Raw genomic sequence first — 15,229 nt, 5'->3', positions numbered from 1 at the left:
ATCGCCGCTCAAGCGCACGGCAAGGTCGCCGCTCAAGCGCACGGCAAGGTCGCCGCTCAAGCGCACGGCAAGATCGCCACTCAAGCGCACGGCGGGCGGTCGCGAGCCGAGTAGGTGAGGCAGGTCTGGCCGGTCGGAACTGGAAGTCGCGAGCATTTTGTGGTATATTGTGGACATTACCCCGCTACGTTTGCCGGCATGACTGCTGTCGAATCCCGGGTGCGTGAATTCTTCGAGGTCTTTGCCGGCGCGAGCGGCGATCTGACGCTCGACCTTCTCGGCTCCTGCTTCGCCGATCCATTTCTCTCCGCCGATCCCAGCGGAACACGCGCGGTGCCGAAGGACGTCTTTCTCCAGGCCCTCCCCCGCCGGGCCAAGGTGTTCGCCGACGCCGGCGTCGGGCCCGCCGCGCTGACCTCGCTGGACGCGGAACGGCTCGACGAGCACTACCTCATGGCCCGCACCGGATGGGACGCCCCACGCCTGGCCGGCGGGAACCCCGTACACCTGGAATCGTCTTTTCTTCTGCACGACGACGGCGATCGCCTGCGCATCGTGCTCTACCTGAATCACCAGGGTCTTTGAGTATCGGCACTCATCCGCCGCGGCGCGCGGACCGAAAGGATGGCCGCCATGGATGTCAACTCACAGTCGAAGGTAACCTCCGCCTTCTACGCCCAGGCGGCTGCCTCGTTCGCCATTTCCCTGGTGTCGGTCGCGGTCGGTATCTACTACCTGCCGGTCGGCGGGTGGGTCCGCGCCTTTCTCGCGATCGGTCTCCTCTACGTGGTGACCTCCGCCTTCACCCTCGCCAAGTGCGTCCGGGACGCCCAGGAAACCGGCACCGTCGTGCGCCGCGTCGACCAGGCCCGCATCGACAAGCTCCTCAACGAGCACGACCCGTTCAAACACCCCACCGGCGTTTAGACCATCGCGCCTCAGGATCGTGATGATTTGCTGTTCGGCCCGAACAGCAAATCATCATCGCCGCGCGCCGCCCGCGAAACAGCACCGCGAGCGATTCCCCTGCCGAGCCGCCCTACGCGTACCTCTTCGCGGCGGTCTCCCACCCCGGGAGGTCCGCCGCCGCGCGCTGCCCCGGCCCCACGTAGTCCGCCGACGGCCGGATGATTTTCCCGAGCCGCTTCTGCTCGAGAATGTGCGCGCTCCACCCCGCCGTCCGCGCGCACGTGAACATCGCCGCGAGCATCTCCGAGGGCACCTGCGCGAAGTCGAGCACCACCGCCGCCCAATACTCGACGTTCGTCTCCAGCACGCGGTCGGGCTTGCGCTCCCGCAACTCGGCCAGCCCCGCCTTTTCCAGCTCCAGCGCCACCTCGTACCGCGGCGCGCCGAGCTCCCGCGCCGCCTCCCGCAAGATCGTCGCCCGCGGGTCCTCGGCCCGGTAGACCGCATGCCCGAAACCCATCAGGCGCTTTCCCGAATCCAAAACCGCTTTCACGTACGCCCGCGGGTCAGCACCCCGCTCGACATCCTCGATCATGCCGAGCGCCCGGGCCGGCGCTCCCCCGTGCAGCGGCCCCGACAGCGCCGCCACCGCCGCGGACATGCAGGCCGGCACATCCGCGCCGGTGCTGGCGACCACGCGCGCGGTGAAGGTCGACGCGTTCATCCCGTGCTCGGCCGCGCAGACCCAGTAGCGGTCGATCGCGGCCACGTGGCGGGGGTCGGGCTCGCCCTGCCATCGGATCATGAAGCGCTCGGTCGCATTGCGCCCCGCATCCACCAACCGCTGCGGCACGGCCGGCAGGCGAGTGCCGCGCGCCGCCTGCGCGACGTACGACATCATCATCGCCGTGACGCGGGCAAGGTCGTCGCGGGCCTGCGTCGCGTCGATGTCGATCAGCGGGCGCAGCCCCCAGTGCGGCGCGAGCATCGACACCGCCGCCTGCACATCGACGCGGATGTCGCCGGAGCGCACCGGGATCGGGTACGGCTCGGCGGCCGGCAGTCCCTGGGCGAAGTCGCCGTCGGCGAGCAACCCCCACACGTCGGCGAACCCGACCCGGCCCGCCAGCTCACGAATGTCCACGCCGCGGTAGCGCAGCGATCCGCCGTCCCGATCGGGTTCGGCGATCTCGGTGTCGAAGGCGACGACACCGGCCAGTCCTGGGTTGACAGTCAACATGAAATCAACATGTATGTTGTCAACATTGACGTCAACATTGATCCAGTCAATATGAGAGCATGTCCACATGTCTCCGGAGCCCCACCTGCTGAGCACCGACGAGGTCGCCGCGCGCCTCGGCATCAAGCCCACGACCGTGTACGCCTACGTCAGTCGCGGAATGCTGCCGAGCATCCGCAACGCGGAAGGAAAGGGCAGCCTGTTCGCCAAACCTGACGTCGACGCGTTCGTGGCCAGGCGCAGACGTCCGACGACACCCGCCATCCAGACCGGCATCACCCTGATCAAGGACGGTGGCCTGTACTACCGCGGCCAGGACGCGAGTCTCCTGGCCGGCTCCGCCTCTTTCGAATCGGTCGCGACCTTACTCTGGACGGGCGAGCGAGAGCACGTCGATCTCGTGCCCAGCGCGGAGCTCAAGAATCTCGCCGTCGCGACCGTCCAGCCCCTGCCAACGGGCGCCCGCACCACCGACCGCCTCCGCGTGATCGTCGCCGCGGCCGCCGCGGCCGACCCCCTGCGCTTCGACACCACCCCCGCCGCGGTCATCGCGACCGCCCGCACCCTGCTGGCCACGATGGTCGCGGCGCTTCCGTACGCCCAGGGCGTCACCACCGGCGAAGTCCTCCGCCGGGAGCAGGGAACGGTCTCGCTGGCCGAGCTGCTCTGGCCGCGTCTGACTCTGCGCGACCCCGACCCCGGCCCCAGCGCCAGCCCCAGCAACGACGCCGGTCCCGGCACCGGCATTCGCACCGGCGCCCACAAGACCTTGAATGCCGCCCTGATCCTCCTCGCCGACCACGACATCGCCGCCTCGACCCTGGCGGCGCGGGTGGCCGCCTCCACCCGGGCCCACCCCTACGCCGTGGTCAGCGCAGGCCTCGCCGCCCTCGACGGTCCCCTGCACGGCGCCGCCAGCGGCCTCGCCTACGCCCTGCTGAAGGACGCGATGGCCACTGGCGACCCGGTCACCACGATCGCCGCCCGCCTGCGCGCCGACGGCATGATCCCCGGTTTCGGCCACCCGCTCTATCCCGACGGCGACCCCCGGGCCACCACCCTCATGGCAATGCTCGACGAGGGTCCGGTCCGCGACACGGCCACCCGCCTGGCCAAGGCCGTGCGGGACCGCTCCGGCACCCAGCCCAACATCGATTTCGCCCTGGCCGCCCTGACCCTCCAGCACGACATGCCCGCCGACGCCGGAGAGGCCATCTTCGCCGTCGCCCGCACCGCGGGCTGGCTCGCTCACGCCTTGGAGGAGTATTCGGACCGCCCGAGCCGCTTCCGCCCGGTCGGCCAGTACTCAGGCCGCATTCCGAGCGCCGGCTGAGTCCGGCCGGCGCCCCAGCAGGCCGGCGCCCCAGCAGGCCAGCGCCCCAGCAGGCCGGCGCCCAAGCGCCAAGAGGGCGGCTATTGCGGCCGATCTCCCGTGCCCACGACGCGGAACGGGACGGTCTGCTCGAGAAGGCGCGGCGCCTCGGTCTCCGAGCCGCACAGCAGCACGACCGGCTGGCGCGGCAGCCCCGAAGCCTGATCCGGCACCCAGCCGATCACCAGCCACGTCTGGTTGCCCGGCTCAGTGATGTAGAGCGGATAGTTCTGCGGGATCACCGGCGGCACCTCCAGCGCCGACGCTACGCGCCGCGCCACCCGCGCACGCCCGTTTTGCCGTTCCGGCAACGAACCTCGGCGAATCCCCGGGCGCTGCCGGATCCTGAACCCCATGACCGACGAGAAAGCCTGGGACGCCCGCTACCAGGAGAGCACCCGCATCTGGAGCGGCAACCCGAATGTGGTGCTGGTGGCCGAGGTGTCCGATCTCCCGCCCGGCCGCGCCCTGGATCTGGGCTGCGGCGAGGGCGCCGACGCCGTCTGGCTGGCCGCGCGGGGCTGGCAGGTGACCGCCGCCGACATCTCCACGGTGGCCCTGGCCCGGGCCGCCGGGCACGCCGCCGACGCGGGCGTGACGATCGACTGGCAGCACCACAACCTGGAGAAGACCTTCCCGGAGGGCGAGTTCGACCTGGTCTCCGCCCAGTTCCTCCACAATTGGGAGGAATTCGACCGCGAGCAGATCCTGCGTCGCGCGGCCGCCGCGGTAGCCCCGGGCGGCATCCTTCTCATCGAGGGACACATGGACCACGGCCCATTCCCCCACCACGAGCACGAGGTGCGCTTCCCCACGCCGGACGAGGTGATCGCGGCGCTCGACCTCGGAGGCGGCTGGCAGGTCCTGAGATCCGACGTCCACCCGCGCGAGCAGACCGGCCCCGATGGCAACCGGGCCGTCCGCACGGACAGCACGGTGAAGCTACGACGTGGTTAGCCGGCCCGGCGCCGGGCCCGGCGCGCCGCCAGCTCATCGCCTTCCACCGGCGACGACGACTCCCCCACCGGGTGGGGCACCGCGGGCTCGGCGGGCAGGTGCGACAGCGAACCCTGAATCTCCTTGAAGGCCCCGCCGATCGCGATCCCGAACACGCCCTGCCCGCCCTGGAGCAGATCGACGACCTCTTCCGGCGACCGGCACTCGTACACGGTCGTCCCGTCGGAGATCAGCGTGATCTCGGCCAGGTCGTCGACGCCGCGCGAGCGCAGCGTCTCGATCGCCCGCCGGATGTTCTGCAGCGACACCCCCGCGTCGAGCAGGCGCTTGACCACCTTGAGCACGACCAGGTCGCGGAACGAGTACAGCCGCTGGGTCCCCGAGCCCTCGGCGTCGCGGATGCTGGGCACGACCAGCGACGTACGAGCCCAGTAGTCGAGCTGGCGGTAGCTGATGCCGACCGCCTGGCAGGCCGTCACCCCGCGGTAACCGACCGAACCGTCCTCGCCGACGAGTGGGCCCTCTAACGGCTGCTCGTGCACGCGACTACCTCCCCGCTGCGCGGTGCCGCTTCACCTGGACTTCACGAGCGTATATCTCAGCGAGCCAGGAAACAGCGAGGTAACCGGCCGACACGCCGCGTTCGGAGGAAGACGATCAATCCCCCGGGGACGGCTATCCGGCGAAATCTTCGGGACGGACCTGGTCGAGGAACTCGCGGAACTTCTCGACCTCGTCCTCCTGCTCGTCCGGAATGACGATGCCGGCCTCGGTCAGCACCTGCTCGGCGCAGCGGATCGGCGCGCCGACCCGCAGGGCCAGAGCGATCGAATCGCTGGGCCGGGCCGAGACGCGGATGTCCTCGCCGATCAGCAGGTCGGCGTAGAAGACGTTGTCCTTGAGCTCGGTGATCTCCACGGCCCGCAGCGGCGCCTTCAGGGCTGCCAGGATGTCCCGCAAAAGGTCGTGGGTCAGCGGGCGCGCCGGTTTCACACCCTGCTGCTCGTACGCGATGGCCGTCGCTTCCACGGCGCCGATCCAGATCGGTAGATACCGATCACCATCGACCTCCCGCAGCAGGACGATCGGCTGGTTGCTCGGCAGCTCCACCCGAACCCCGACCACGCTCAGCTCGCGCACCGCACGCCTCCGTGTCGTTGTCCATGCCGCTTCGCACGGCCCCCCTTAACCTGCACGGTACACGCCTCTCGTCCGGATCCCATGGGTGCCGAACCGGTCAGCGACCGAGCTCTCCACGCAGTCCGGCCCGGACCAGCGCGGCGTGCAATTTCTGCGAAAGTGCCTGTAGTTCACGGGCAGTCTCGTTCGCCCGGGCGCGCGCCGCCGGGTCGCTCTGCCGCACCAGCGGAGCCAGCAGCTGCGTGAACAGGCCGACTTCCCGGTCGGCCGTGGCACGAAACGCTCGAAGATGACGAACTTCCAGTCCGTACCGGGCGAGGCCCACCACGGCCTCGACGATGATCACGGCGTCGCCGTCGTACCAGCCCGGGGGTTTCGCGGTGACCAGTCCGATCTGCTCGAGCTCGTCGAGCAGCTCACCGGCCACGCCCGTGCGTTCGATCACATCCTCGCGCGGGATGCGGGTGTCGGCCGGATCGGCGGCGCGCTCCTCGGCGGAGCCGACGGCGACCAGGGACGGCCGGACCGGGGTCACCGGCGCGGAGTCGAGACGGTCGAGCTGCTCGCGAATGACCCGCAGCGGAAGGTACTGGTCGCGCTGCGCGGTGAGGACGAAACGCAGGCGCGCCACGTCGTTCCACGAGTACTTGCGATACCCGGAGGCGGTGCGCTGGGGATCGACCAGCCCTTCCGCCTCCAGGAACCGCAGCTTGGAGATCGTGGTGTCGGGGAACTCGGTGCGCAGATGGGCCAGCACCTCCCCGATGCTCATCAGCGCAGCCTCACGGCCGGCCGCGGGGCGATGCCCCGGGTCGCGTGCGGCAGCCCCTGACGGATTCACGATCAGGCCTCGCCCTCCGGCCGGGGGCCGGCGATGAACACGAGGCGGAACTTGCCGATCTGCACCTCGTCCCCATTGCTCAGGGTCGCCGCCTCTACCCGCTCACGGTTCACGTACGTGCCGTTGAGCGAGCCGACGTCGCGCACGGTGAACGTGCCGCCGTCGCGGTGGAACTCGGCGTGCCGGCGGGACACCGTCACGTCGTCGAGGAAGATGTCGCTGTCGGGGTGCCGCCCGCTGGTGGTGACGTCGTGGTCGAGCAGGAACCGGGCGCCGGCGTTCGGGCCGCGCCGCACGACGAGAAGTGCCATGCCGGGCGGGAGCGAGCCGGACATGCGGCTCGGCACCACGTCGGTGTCGGGACCCTCCAGCACCTCATCGAGCGCACCGAGGTTCAGCGTGGACGTGACGTCGAGCGGGGGGAACTCGTCGTCTGGGCGCGTCATCGGACCACCTCACGGATCAGTTGGTCGTCGCCAGGCGGCTCGGGCCAAGAGACAAGCTCAGCGCCCCCACCGCGGCCGTCAGGCCCGGACACACGACTATCGGTTTTCGTTTCGCCAATTGCATTTCCTGGTGCCCCGCGAGCCTAGTCAGCGCCAATATCGGTGGGCAACCGGACGCGCGGCTTCAATACAGTCTTTAAAGTCCGGTCAAGGGCAGTCGGACGGGGTCAGGACTCCGTCAATGCCTGATATCCGGCCGCATCGAGAAGGCCCGCAACCGACGTTGCGTCGTCGGGCGCGATCTCGACGAGCCAGCCGGCCGCATAGGGCTCGGCGTTGATGAGCTCGGGCTCGTCGGCGAGCGACGCATTCTTCGACACCACCGTGCCGGCGATCGGCGCGTAGATCTCCGAGACGCTCTTGGTCGACTCGATCTCGCCGAGCGAGTCGCCGGCGGCGACCTTGGTGCCCTCCTCGGGCAGCTGCACGAAGACGATGTCGCCGAGCGCGTCCTGCGCGTAGTGGGTGATACCCACGCGCACGGGCCCGCTGCCGTCACCGGACACCCACTCGTGTTCCGCCGTGTACCGCAGGTCCTCAGGAATCACTCGTTCTCTCCCGTTGTCACGTAACCGGGTTCCGTCAGGAAGCCGGCCGGGCGTACTGCAATGTCGTCGCCTTGCGCACCGCGGTCACCTCGACCGTGCTGCGCTGTTCCATCGTCACGCTACCGCCGCCGCTGTTCACCGACGCGACCACCCCGCCGGGGATCTGCAGAGCGGTCTGCATCGTCTGCGGCTGACCGATCACCGAGAGCAGGTAGGGGCCGGTGAGACGAGCGCCGTCGGCGATGATTCCGCCACCCTCCGCGTCGACGAAATAGCTCGACGCCACGACCCGCACGGTCTGCCCGTTCGCCCCGGCGAGCTGCATCACCTCACCGCCGGCGCCGCGCAGCTCCTGCACGGCGTTCAGGATCGCCGAAGCCTTCACCTTGTCCACCGTGATCACCAGGCCCGGGCCGAGTCCCGGCTTCGTCCCCGCCAGCAGCTCGAGCTCGTCGGCGCGCTTCTCGGCCTCGGCGAGCGCCGCCTGCCGGCCCGCCACGCCCGAGGTGAGCCGGCGCTGGCTGGTCTCGAGGGCGCTGATCTCGCTCTGCAGGCGGCTGTCGCGCGCCTCCAGGTCGGACAGGATCCGCACCAGGTCCTCCTGCCGCGCGGTCGCGAGCCCCTGGTCACCGTCGTTGCTGCGCAGCTGCACCACCAGCGTGAAGCCGAACAGCGCGAGCAGGACGACGATCAGGGCGCCGGCCGACGAGAGCCGCCGCCAAGGCGCGGCCTTGGCCGGTGGTTCGGCTTCTTTTTCCGGTACGTCCGGAGCACCCGTTTCCTGGGTCACCCGATCGGGCGAGGCCCCCGCGTCGCCGAGCCGCCGCGTCGGCCCGTCAAGATCATCCTCAGGCGCCTCAGGACGGTCGAGCCGGGTCGTCTCCTCATCCTCCAGCCGGGACGCCGCAGCGGGCTCCTCGGCGGGCGCGGGCGCCAGGGCCGCACCGGGCGCGGGCCGCACATACTCCACAGAGTCGGATGTGATCGTCTTCTCAGGATCCGGCGAAGGGACGTTCTCGTGGTCGGTCATCCGCGTCACGCCCGGAAGAGGTGCCGGCGGATCGCCGCGACGTTGCCGAAGATCCGCACACCGAGGACGACCACCACACCGGTGGACAGCTGACCGCCCACGCCGAGCTGGTCGCCGAGGTACACGATCAGCGCGGCCACCAGGACGTTGGAGATGAACGAGACGACGAACTGCTTGTCGTCGAAGATCCCGTCGAGCTTCGCGCGCACCCCGCCGAACACCGCGTCGAGCGCCGCCACCACGGCGATCGGCAGGTACGGCTGGAGCGCGGCCGGCACGGTCGGGTGGAACACGATGCCCAGGACGACACCGGCGACGAGGGCAAGTACGGCGATCATCGGCCGCCTTCCGAGGGAGAGCTGCTTACCGAGCCACTGATCGATGCGGACGAGGAGATCGAGGCGGACGCGGAGGGCGAGGGCGACGCCACCCGGAGCTTCAGCTCCGTCGCGGCCGGCAGTGTCACGTCGTGCGCGTCGGAGGCCTCGAACGACATGCCGTACTGCCGCACGAGCTCCTTGAAGAACTCACCGGCGAAGCCGTCGCGGAAGTCGCCGGCGAGGTGGTCCGGCCCGATCGCGATCACCTCGTAGGGCGTGGTCACGGGCTGGAAGTCGACCAGGATGGCCTCGCCGGCCTGCCGGATCGTCGACGTCGCGGTGAGCCGCTGCCCGTTGATCGTGATCGCTTCGGCGCCGAGCGACCACAGCGCGTTGGTGGCCAGCTGCAGGTCGGTGTCCTTGACCCGGGCGGTCGTGTTGCGCTCGCCGGTGACCGCGTTGATCGGCGTCGGCCCGTCGGCCAGCCGGATCCTGGCGCCCGAGCCCTTCACCGGGGCCAGCCCGGTCGCCGCTTCCAGGTCGCGCAGCCGCGCCGCGGTGGCGCCGCCGAGCTCGCGCTCGCGCAGGCCGGCCACGTCGTCGCCGAGCTGGTCGGCCTTGGCCTGCAACTCCACGGTCTCGTCGCGGCGGTTCTGCACCTGCTCGATGAGCGCGGCGCGGGCCGTGGTGCGGGCCGGCTCGTCCGCGACCGTCTGCTGGTAGGCGACGACGAAGAGGAAGCCCAGCGCGATCAGCGTGACGGTGGCGACGCCGCTGGAGAGCCACTTCCGCGTGCCGGTGGGCTCGCCCTCGACCGCCTTGCGCGCGGCGGCGTCGGCGTAGCCGGGGTCGAGCGGATTGCGGAACAGCTCGGTGAGGAAGTCCGGGGCGAAGACCCTTTTGGGCTGCTCGTCCGTCATCCGGCGGCCTCTGCGGCCGGGGCGCCGCCCCCGCCCCTGGCGGCCCGGTCGGCGCGCAGCAGCTGCGAGGTCTGCGCCAGGTAGAGCGCCGCGGCGGCCCAGTACAGGCCGAGCGCCCACCAGGCCAGGCCCCAGCCGATCGGCGTCAGCCACGACGACGCCGAGTCGACCGCCTGCGCGAGCAGGATCACCGGGAACGCCGCGAGCAGCACGAACGTCCCCGTCTTGCCGACGTAATGCACCGGCGGCGGCCCGTACCCGTGGCGGCGCAGCACCAGCAGCGCGACGCCCAGCACCACCTCGCGCAGCAGCAGTGCCCCGGTCAGCCACCACGGCACGACGCCGCGGATGGTGAAGCCGATCAGCGTGGCCAGGATGTAGAGCCGGTCGGCGAACGGGTCGAGCAGCTCCCCGAGCCGGCTCACCGAATTCATCCGGCGGGCCACGAAGCCGTCCACCCAGTCGGTGGTGCCGCCGATGGCCAGCACGACGACGGCGGCGACGTCGTTCTCGGGCCCCAGCAGCAGGTAGAGGAAGAGCGGGACGCCGAGCAGCCGGATGAAGCTGATCACGTTGGGGATCGTCCAGATCCGGTTGGAGGCGGCGATGGACGGCGCAGGCTGCTGCGACATCGCGACTTCCTCTCCCCCTCCGGCGCCGACGGCCCGGGCAAAGAGCCCGGTGTCAACCGGGCAGTGAACGCCCGGCATCACCCGGACAGCGGTCCCCCGACCGGCCGTAGCCGGTCACTCGCCGAGCAACTATAACCAGCCCCGAGGCTCGATCCCGTCACCCGTCGCGTGACGCACACCGTGTCCGCCATCCTAGGACAGGAATGGCCGGCCTCGCGTTCGAGACCGGCCGGCTCCGCGGATCTGTCAGCGGCGGCCCCGGCGGGCCCGCACGTAGTCGTCGACGACGTATCGGCCCAGCTCGTCGGCGTCGGGGCTGAAGACCCGGCCGCCGTTGCGCTCGGCGACCTTGGCGACGAAGCGCTGCAGGCCCGGGTCTTCGCCGAGCATGAAGAAGTTCAGCGTGGCGCCGAACTTCGTCAGGTGGTCGACCTCCTGCACCGTGGCGCGCACCGTCTCGGGCAGCGGCGGCCACCAGAAGACCCCCTCGCCGTTCTCGAGGTGCGCGGTCGGCTCGCCGTCGGTCACGATCATCACGACCGGCTCGGAGCCCGGGTGCCGCCGCAGGTGCCGGCCGGCCAGGTTGAGGGCGTGCTGCAGGTTGGTGCCCTTCTCCATGGTCGGGTCGGTAGCGGCGAGCTGCCCCTGCGACAGCACCGACGCGTGCAGCCCGAACCCGATGATCTGCAGCGAATCTTGCGGGAACTGGGTGGCGACCAGGTGCGACAGCGCGAGCGCCGTCTGCTTCATCGGCCCCCAGCGGCCGTCGGCGAACATCGAGTACGACAGGTCGACGCAGAGCGCGACCGCCGCCGACGCCCGCCGCTCGGTCTCGGCGACCTCGAAGTCGTCGGGCGCGAGCCGCACCGGGAGGGTCGAGACACCCGACCCGGCCCGGCGCCGCACCGCGTTGCCGATCGTGCGGACGACGTCGAGCGGCTGCTCATCACCGAACTCCCAGCGCCGCGACGACCCGATCAGGTCGCCGGCCGCGCCCGCGTCGCGCAGGTCGTGCTGCCCCTGCCGTTTGCTCTTGAGCTCGTCGAAGACCTGGGCCAGGGCCGTGCGGCCGAGCCGGCGCAGCGCCTTGGGCGACAGCGTCAGCCCTTCCTCGTCGCGGGTGACCCAGCCCTGCCGGGAGAGTTCCCGCTCGAGGTCGCGCAGCCGGCGCACGTCGTCGGCCGCCGACCGGCCCAGCTGGCGCTCGACCATCTCGACGTCGATGTCGTCGAGGGTCGCGCCCGGATGTTCCTGACCGAGCTGGTCGAGCAGCTCGTCGAGGTCGCCGATCTCGCCGAGAGCGCCCGCCGCTTCGCCGTACCCGAGGTCGTTGGGCCCCCGCACCCGCTCGCCGCGACCCCAGTTGAGCTGGGGGCGCAGCGCCCGCAGGTTGTCGGTGAGCTCGGCGAGCTGCCCGCGCAGGGGCCCCTCGCCGAGCGCCTGTTCCATCAGCCGGGACAGCTCTTCCTGCTGCTGCGGGCTGAGCGAGCGCATGAGCCGCTCGGCCGCCGCCGCCCGCCGGGCGAGCGAGTCGATCAGCTCCTCGATGTTCTGCGGGTTCTCCGGGAAGAACTGGCCGTGCTTGTCCATGAACCGCTGGAAGGCGTCCTGCGTGTCCTCGCCCCGGGCGTGCTTCTGCAGAAGCGCGTTGAGGTCGGACACCATTTCGGACACGCCCGAGAAATCGCCGTTCTCGAGGGCCTGCTTCATTCCGGCGAACCGCTGCTCGACGACCTCACGCCGCAGCCCGTCGAGAATCTGCTGGTAGAGGCCCCGCGCCTCGTCGGAGGCCCAGTCGTATTCCGACAGCTCCTCGACGGCCCGCGAGGTCGACCGGGGCAGGTTGTCGAGAACCGCCTCGTTGAACCGCGCGTCCATGTCGTCGCGCCGGCCCAGCTCGTCGCGCTCGGCCGCGATCGCCTGGTCGAGCAGCTGCTGCGCCCGCGTCACCGCGCCGTCGAGGTTGCCCCGCCGCAGCGCGTCGCGCCGCATGCGCCGCGCCCGGGCCCGCAGCTCGTCGAGCCCGCGCCCCTGCCGCGGCCCCTGCCGCAGCAGGTCGCGCAGCACGTCACGCAGGGAGTCGCCGGCGAGGACCCGCTCACCCACCTCGTCGACGGCCGCGCGCACGTCGTAGGGCGGGGCGAGCGGGTCGGGCCCGTCCCGCCAGGCCCCGTACCGGAACCGATGTCCCGCCACTGTCAGCTCCCGTAAAGCGTGCGTCCGTCGTCGGTCAGCTCCTTGGCCAGCCGGCGGGTCAGGTGCAGTCCCTCGAGCACGAACTCGATGCCCGAGGCCGCCTGCCCCGACGAGGGCGCGTCGCCCAGCCCGAGCCGGTCGAGCACCTTGGCCAGCCCCGGCACCGTCCCGATCTGGCCGAGCAGCTCGTCGGCCGAGACCAGATCGCCGGTCTCGACGATCGCGCCCTCGGCGACCAGGTCGGTGAAGCCGGACAGGTCGAGCCCGCCCAGCCGGTCGCGGAACGTCTCGGCCGTGGCGACCCGCAGCAGGTGCGCGAGCACCTCGGTCTCGCGGCCCTCCTCGCCGCTCTCGAACTCGACCTTGCCGCGCAGCGTCGAGGTCACCGAGGTGGCGTCGCCGATGCGGGCCACCGCCTCACGCTCGCCGCGCAGCCCCGCCCGGCGCAGCGCCGACGCCGCGACGGTCTCGGCCGCCGCGATCGCGAACCGCGCCGAGATGCCCGAGCGCGCGTCGATGGCCGGCGACTCACGCACCGCCCGCGTGTACCGCGCGATCACGTCGATCAGGTGGTCGGGAACGGCCGCGACCAGCGCCGCCTCCTGTCGCACCAGCGCCGTCTCGAGCGCCAGGTCGACCGGGTAGTGCGTACGGATCTCGGCGCCGAACCGGTCTTTGAGCGGCGTGATGATGCGGCCGCGGTTGGTGTAGTCCTCCGGGTTGGCCGACGCCACCAGCAGCAGGTCGAGCGGCAGCCGCAGCTGGTAGCCGCGGACCTGGATGTCGCGCTCCTCCAGCACGTTGAGCAGCGACACCTGGATGCGCTCGGCGAGGTCGGGCAGCTCGTTCACGGCGAAGATGCCCCGGTTCGTCCGCGGCACCAGCCCGAAGTGGATCGTCTCGGGATCGCCCAGCGCCCGGCCCTCGGCCACCTTGATCGGGTCGACGTCGCCGATCAGGTCGCCGACGCTCGTGTCGGGGGTGGCGAGCTTCTCGCCGTACCTCTCCGATTTGTGCAGCCACGAGATCGGCAGCAGGTCGCCCGTCTCGGCCGCAAGCCGTCGCGAAGCCGGCGTCAGCGGCTGATAAGGGTGCTCATGCAGCTCGGACCCGGTGATGTAGGGCGTCCACTCGTCGAGCAGCCCCACGAGGCCCCGGATCAGCCGCGTCTTGCCCTGCCCGCGCTCGCCGAGCAACACCATGTCGTGGCCCGCGAGAAGCGCACGCTCGACCTCGGGAAGAACGGTGTCGTCATACCCCACGATCCCCGGGAACCGGGGCGCGCCACTACGCAGTCGATCAAGCAGGTTGTCGCGAAGCTCCTCCTTGACGGTTCGAAACTCATGCCCCGAAGCCCGCAGCTCACCGAGGGTGCGCGGAAGATCATCCGGCGGCGTGGGCGTGATGGCGATCGCTGCGTCTGTCACGGCTGGAACGCTACTCCGCGGGTGTGACAGAAGCCTGTGATCGAGAAGGCACTCCTTCCGGGAATAAGGCCTTTCACAACTCCTTTCCCGTACGCGAAATGGCCCTTCCCCGAAACCACGACCGCACCCGCCGCTCCTCGCGAGCCAGGCGTTCCCGCACGCGTGTGCCGCGCGTTTCGCGTGATGAGATCCGAGAGACGCAGGCCACTGCTCACGGATTGCCTCTAGCCTCCCGCCCGGGGGCCGGGGCAGGCTGGCGGCATGACGGAGATCCTGCGATTCGCGGCGTTCAGTGACGATCCCAAGGGCGGCAACCCCGCCGGTGTCGTGCTCGACGCGGCCGGTCTCGACGACGAGCGGATGCTGGCCATCGCGGCCGAGGTCGGCTACTCGGAGACCGCGTTCATCACGTCCCGCGACGGCGCCCGCTACCGGGTGCGCTACTTCGCCCCACTGGCCGAGGTCCCGTTCTGCGGTCACGCCACCGTCGCCACCGCGGCCGCCCTGGGCCCTGGCGACCACGTCTTCGTCACCAACGCCGGCGAGGTGCCGGTCACCGTCGACCACGCCGGCGTCGCGACGCTGACCAGCGTCGGCACCGAGGTCGACGACCTGGCCGAGGGCGACCTGGCCGCGCTGCTGGCCGCGCTGCGCTGGAACGACTTCGACCTCGACGATGCGCTGCCGGCAAAGGTCGCCTACGCCGGCGCCCGCCACCCCATCCTGGCCGCGGGCAGCCGCCGCCGGCTCGCCGACCTCGACTACGACGTCCCCGCGCTGAAGGCCCTCATGGAGTCCCGCGGCTGGACCACCATCCAGCTCGTCCACCGCGCCACCGACGACACGTTCGACGTCCGCAACCCGTTCCCGGTCGGCGGCGTCTACGAGGACCCGGCCACGGGCGCCGCCGCCGCGGCCCTCGGCGGCTACCTGCGCGAGCTGTGGATCGTCCCCGACGACGCGACGCTGCACCTGCGCCAGGGCGACGACCTGGGCCGCCCCAGCCGCATCACGGTTCAGCTCGTCCCCGGCGAGGCGGGCGTCCGGGTGAGCGGAAGCGCGGTGCCCATCTCCGCATGACGCGTGCTGCCGATCGATGGCTGGGCGGCTATGGCCGGGTACCGGGTGGTCGCCGTGGGCGCGGCCTGTTACGGCGGCTGGAGCTGGGCTGCCATGGCGGGGGTGCCGGGT

General features: G+C 71.0%; 18 protein-coding genes. 5 read left to right on the top strand and 13 right to left on the bottom strand.

Annotated elements, in window-relative coordinates:
- Positions 1-198 precede the first annotated feature (198 nt).
- Positions 199-585 (top strand): hypothetical protein, encoded by a 387-nt coding sequence (locus ACIA5D_RS16630; protein ID WP_396030789.1) that lies wholly within the window; start codon positions 199-201, stop codon positions 583-585.
- A gap of 48 nt (positions 586-633) precedes the next feature.
- Complete coding sequence (locus ACIA5D_RS16625) at positions 634-927, top strand: YiaA/YiaB family inner membrane protein (protein ID WP_396030787.1); 294 nt, start codon at positions 634-636, stop codon at positions 925-927.
- Between the two features lie 112 nt (positions 928-1,039).
- Here the strand turns inward: ACIA5D_RS16625 and ACIA5D_RS16620 are convergent, their stop codons facing one another.
- Positions 1,040-2,149: a citrate synthase 2 gene (locus tag ACIA5D_RS16620; protein WP_396030786.1), complete on the bottom strand. Its 1,110-nt coding sequence runs from the start codon at positions 2,147-2,149 to the stop codon at positions 1,040-1,042.
- A gap of 67 nt (positions 2,150-2,216) precedes the next feature.
- On the opposite strand from ACIA5D_RS16620, the gene ACIA5D_RS16615 reads away from it, so the two are divergent.
- On the top strand, positions 2,217-3,482 hold the full coding sequence (locus ACIA5D_RS16615) for a citrate synthase family protein (RefSeq protein WP_396030785.1): 1,266 nt from the start codon (positions 2,217-2,219) through the stop codon (positions 3,480-3,482).
- Between the two features lie 80 nt (positions 3,483-3,562).
- Here ACIA5D_RS16615 and ACIA5D_RS16610 read toward each other — a convergent pair whose 3' ends face one another.
- Positions 3,563-3,802 carry a hypothetical protein gene (locus ACIA5D_RS16610; protein ID WP_396030784.1) on the bottom strand — a complete coding sequence of 80 codons (240 nt, stop codon included), beginning with the start codon at positions 3,800-3,802 and terminating at the stop codon, positions 3,563-3,565.
- A gap of 73 nt (positions 3,803-3,875) precedes the next feature.
- Here ACIA5D_RS16610 and ACIA5D_RS16605 point away from each other — a divergent pair, with 73 nt between their 5' ends.
- A complete protein-coding gene (locus ACIA5D_RS16605; protein ID WP_396030783.1) occupies positions 3,876-4,478 on the top strand; it encodes a class I SAM-dependent methyltransferase in 603 nt (200 codons plus the stop codon).
- Here the strand turns inward: ACIA5D_RS16605 and ACIA5D_RS16600 are convergent.
- The 11 genes from ACIA5D_RS16600 to ACIA5D_RS16550 form a co-directional block, all read right to left on the bottom strand.
- Positions 4,475-5,020 carry a MerR family transcriptional regulator gene (locus ACIA5D_RS16600; RefSeq protein ID WP_396030782.1) on the bottom strand — a complete coding sequence of 182 codons (546 nt, stop codon included), beginning with the start codon at positions 5,018-5,020 and terminating at the stop codon, positions 4,475-4,477. The genes ACIA5D_RS16605 and ACIA5D_RS16600 overlap by 4 nt on opposite strands.
- A gap of 133 nt (positions 5,021-5,153) precedes the next feature.
- The gene (locus ACIA5D_RS16595; protein WP_396030781.1) at positions 5,154-5,618 is read right to left on the bottom strand and encodes a bifunctional nuclease family protein; all 465 of its coding nucleotides are present in this window, start codon (positions 5,616-5,618) and stop codon (positions 5,154-5,156) included.
- 97 nt (positions 5,619-5,715) lie between these two features.
- Positions 5,716-6,462, bottom strand: a complete 747-nt coding sequence (locus tag ACIA5D_RS16590) for a MerR family transcriptional regulator (protein ID WP_396031005.1) — start codon at positions 6,460-6,462, stop codon at positions 5,716-5,718.
- Positions 6,462-6,905, bottom strand: a complete 444-nt coding sequence (locus tag ACIA5D_RS16585) for an FHA domain-containing protein (RefSeq protein ID WP_020514443.1) — start codon at positions 6,903-6,905, stop codon at positions 6,462-6,464. The genes ACIA5D_RS16590 and ACIA5D_RS16585 overlap by 1 nt, the downstream gene beginning before the upstream one ends.
- Positions 6,906-7,132: 227 nt before the next feature.
- Positions 7,133-7,513, bottom strand: coding sequence for a glycine cleavage system protein GcvH (gcvH, locus tag ACIA5D_RS16580; protein WP_396030780.1), 381 nt, complete (start codon positions 7,511-7,513; stop codon positions 7,133-7,135).
- Between the two features lie 34 nt (positions 7,514-7,547).
- Positions 7,548-8,543, bottom strand: a complete 996-nt coding sequence (locus ACIA5D_RS16575) for a DUF881 domain-containing protein (RefSeq protein WP_396030779.1) — start codon at positions 8,541-8,543, stop codon at positions 7,548-7,550.
- Positions 8,544-8,548: 5 nt separating this feature from the next.
- Complete coding sequence (locus ACIA5D_RS16570; protein ID WP_396030778.1) at positions 8,549-8,881, bottom strand: small basic family protein; 333 nt, start codon at positions 8,879-8,881, stop codon at positions 8,549-8,551.
- Positions 8,878-9,783: a DUF881 domain-containing protein gene (locus ACIA5D_RS16565; RefSeq protein ID WP_396030777.1), complete on the bottom strand. Its 906-nt coding sequence runs from the start codon at positions 9,781-9,783 to the stop codon at positions 8,878-8,880. The genes ACIA5D_RS16570 and ACIA5D_RS16565 overlap by 4 nt, the downstream gene beginning before the upstream one ends.
- A complete protein-coding gene (locus ACIA5D_RS16560) occupies positions 9,780-10,415 on the bottom strand; it encodes a CDP-alcohol phosphatidyltransferase family protein (RefSeq protein ID WP_396030776.1) in 636 nt (211 codons plus the stop codon). The genes ACIA5D_RS16565 and ACIA5D_RS16560 overlap by 4 nt, the downstream gene beginning before the upstream one ends.
- A 246-nt stretch (positions 10,416-10,661) precedes the next feature.
- On the bottom strand, positions 10,662-12,611 hold the full coding sequence (locus tag ACIA5D_RS16555) for a VWA domain-containing protein (RefSeq protein ID WP_396030775.1): 1,950 nt from the start codon (positions 12,609-12,611) through the stop codon (positions 10,662-10,664).
- 2 nt (positions 12,612-12,613) lie between these two features.
- Complete coding sequence (locus ACIA5D_RS16550) at positions 12,614-14,038, bottom strand: sigma 54-interacting transcriptional regulator (RefSeq protein ID WP_396030774.1); 1,425 nt, start codon at positions 14,036-14,038, stop codon at positions 12,614-12,616.
- Positions 14,039-14,299: 261 nt separating this feature from the next.
- Between ACIA5D_RS16550 and ACIA5D_RS16545 the strand changes: the two genes are divergently transcribed.
- On the top strand, positions 14,300-15,118 hold the full coding sequence (locus ACIA5D_RS16545; RefSeq protein ID WP_396030773.1) for a PhzF family phenazine biosynthesis protein: 819 nt from the start codon (positions 14,300-14,302) through the stop codon (positions 15,116-15,118).
- Positions 15,119-15,229: the final 111 nt, after the last annotated feature.

Source organism: Actinoplanes sp. NPDC051513 (genome assembly GCF_044454685.1).
Classification (GTDB): domain Bacteria; phylum Actinomycetota; class Actinomycetes; order Mycobacteriales; family Micromonosporaceae; genus Actinoplanes.
This window is presented reverse-complemented; position numbering and strand designations above follow the sequence as displayed.

Coding starts and splice junctions, on each gene's coding strand:
- ACIA5D_RS16630 (WP_396030789.1), top strand. CDS start 199: ATGACTGCTGTCGAATCCCGGGTGCGTGAATTCTTCGAGGTCTTTGCC.
- ACIA5D_RS16625 (WP_396030787.1), top strand. CDS start 634: ATGGATGTCAACTCACAGTCGAAGGTAACCTCCGCCTTCTACGCCCAG.
- ACIA5D_RS16620 (WP_396030786.1), bottom strand. CDS start 2,149: ATGTTGACTGTCAACCCAGGACTGGCCGGTGTCGTCGCCTTCGACACC.
- ACIA5D_RS16615 (WP_396030785.1), top strand. CDS start 2,217: ATGTCTCCGGAGCCCCACCTGCTGAGCACCGACGAGGTCGCCGCGCGC.
- ACIA5D_RS16605 (WP_396030783.1), top strand. CDS start 3,876: ATGACCGACGAGAAAGCCTGGGACGCCCGCTACCAGGAGAGCACCCGC.
- ACIA5D_RS16585 (WP_020514443.1), bottom strand. CDS start 6,905: ATGACGCGCCCAGACGACGAGTTCCCCCCGCTCGACGTCACGTCCACG.
- ACIA5D_RS16575 (WP_396030779.1), bottom strand. CDS start 8,543: ATGACCGACCACGAGAACGTCCCTTCGCCGGATCCTGAGAAGACGATC.
- ACIA5D_RS16570 (WP_396030778.1), bottom strand. CDS start 8,881: ATGATCGCCGTACTTGCCCTCGTCGCCGGTGTCGTCCTGGGCATCGTG.
- ACIA5D_RS16565 (WP_396030777.1), bottom strand. CDS start 9,783: ATGACGGACGAGCAGCCCAAAAGGGTCTTCGCCCCGGACTTCCTCACC.
- ACIA5D_RS16560 (WP_396030776.1), bottom strand. CDS start 10,415: ATGTCGCAGCAGCCTGCGCCGTCCATCGCCGCCTCCAACCGGATCTGG.
- ACIA5D_RS16545 (WP_396030773.1), top strand. CDS start 14,300: ATGACGGAGATCCTGCGATTCGCGGCGTTCAGTGACGATCCCAAGGGC.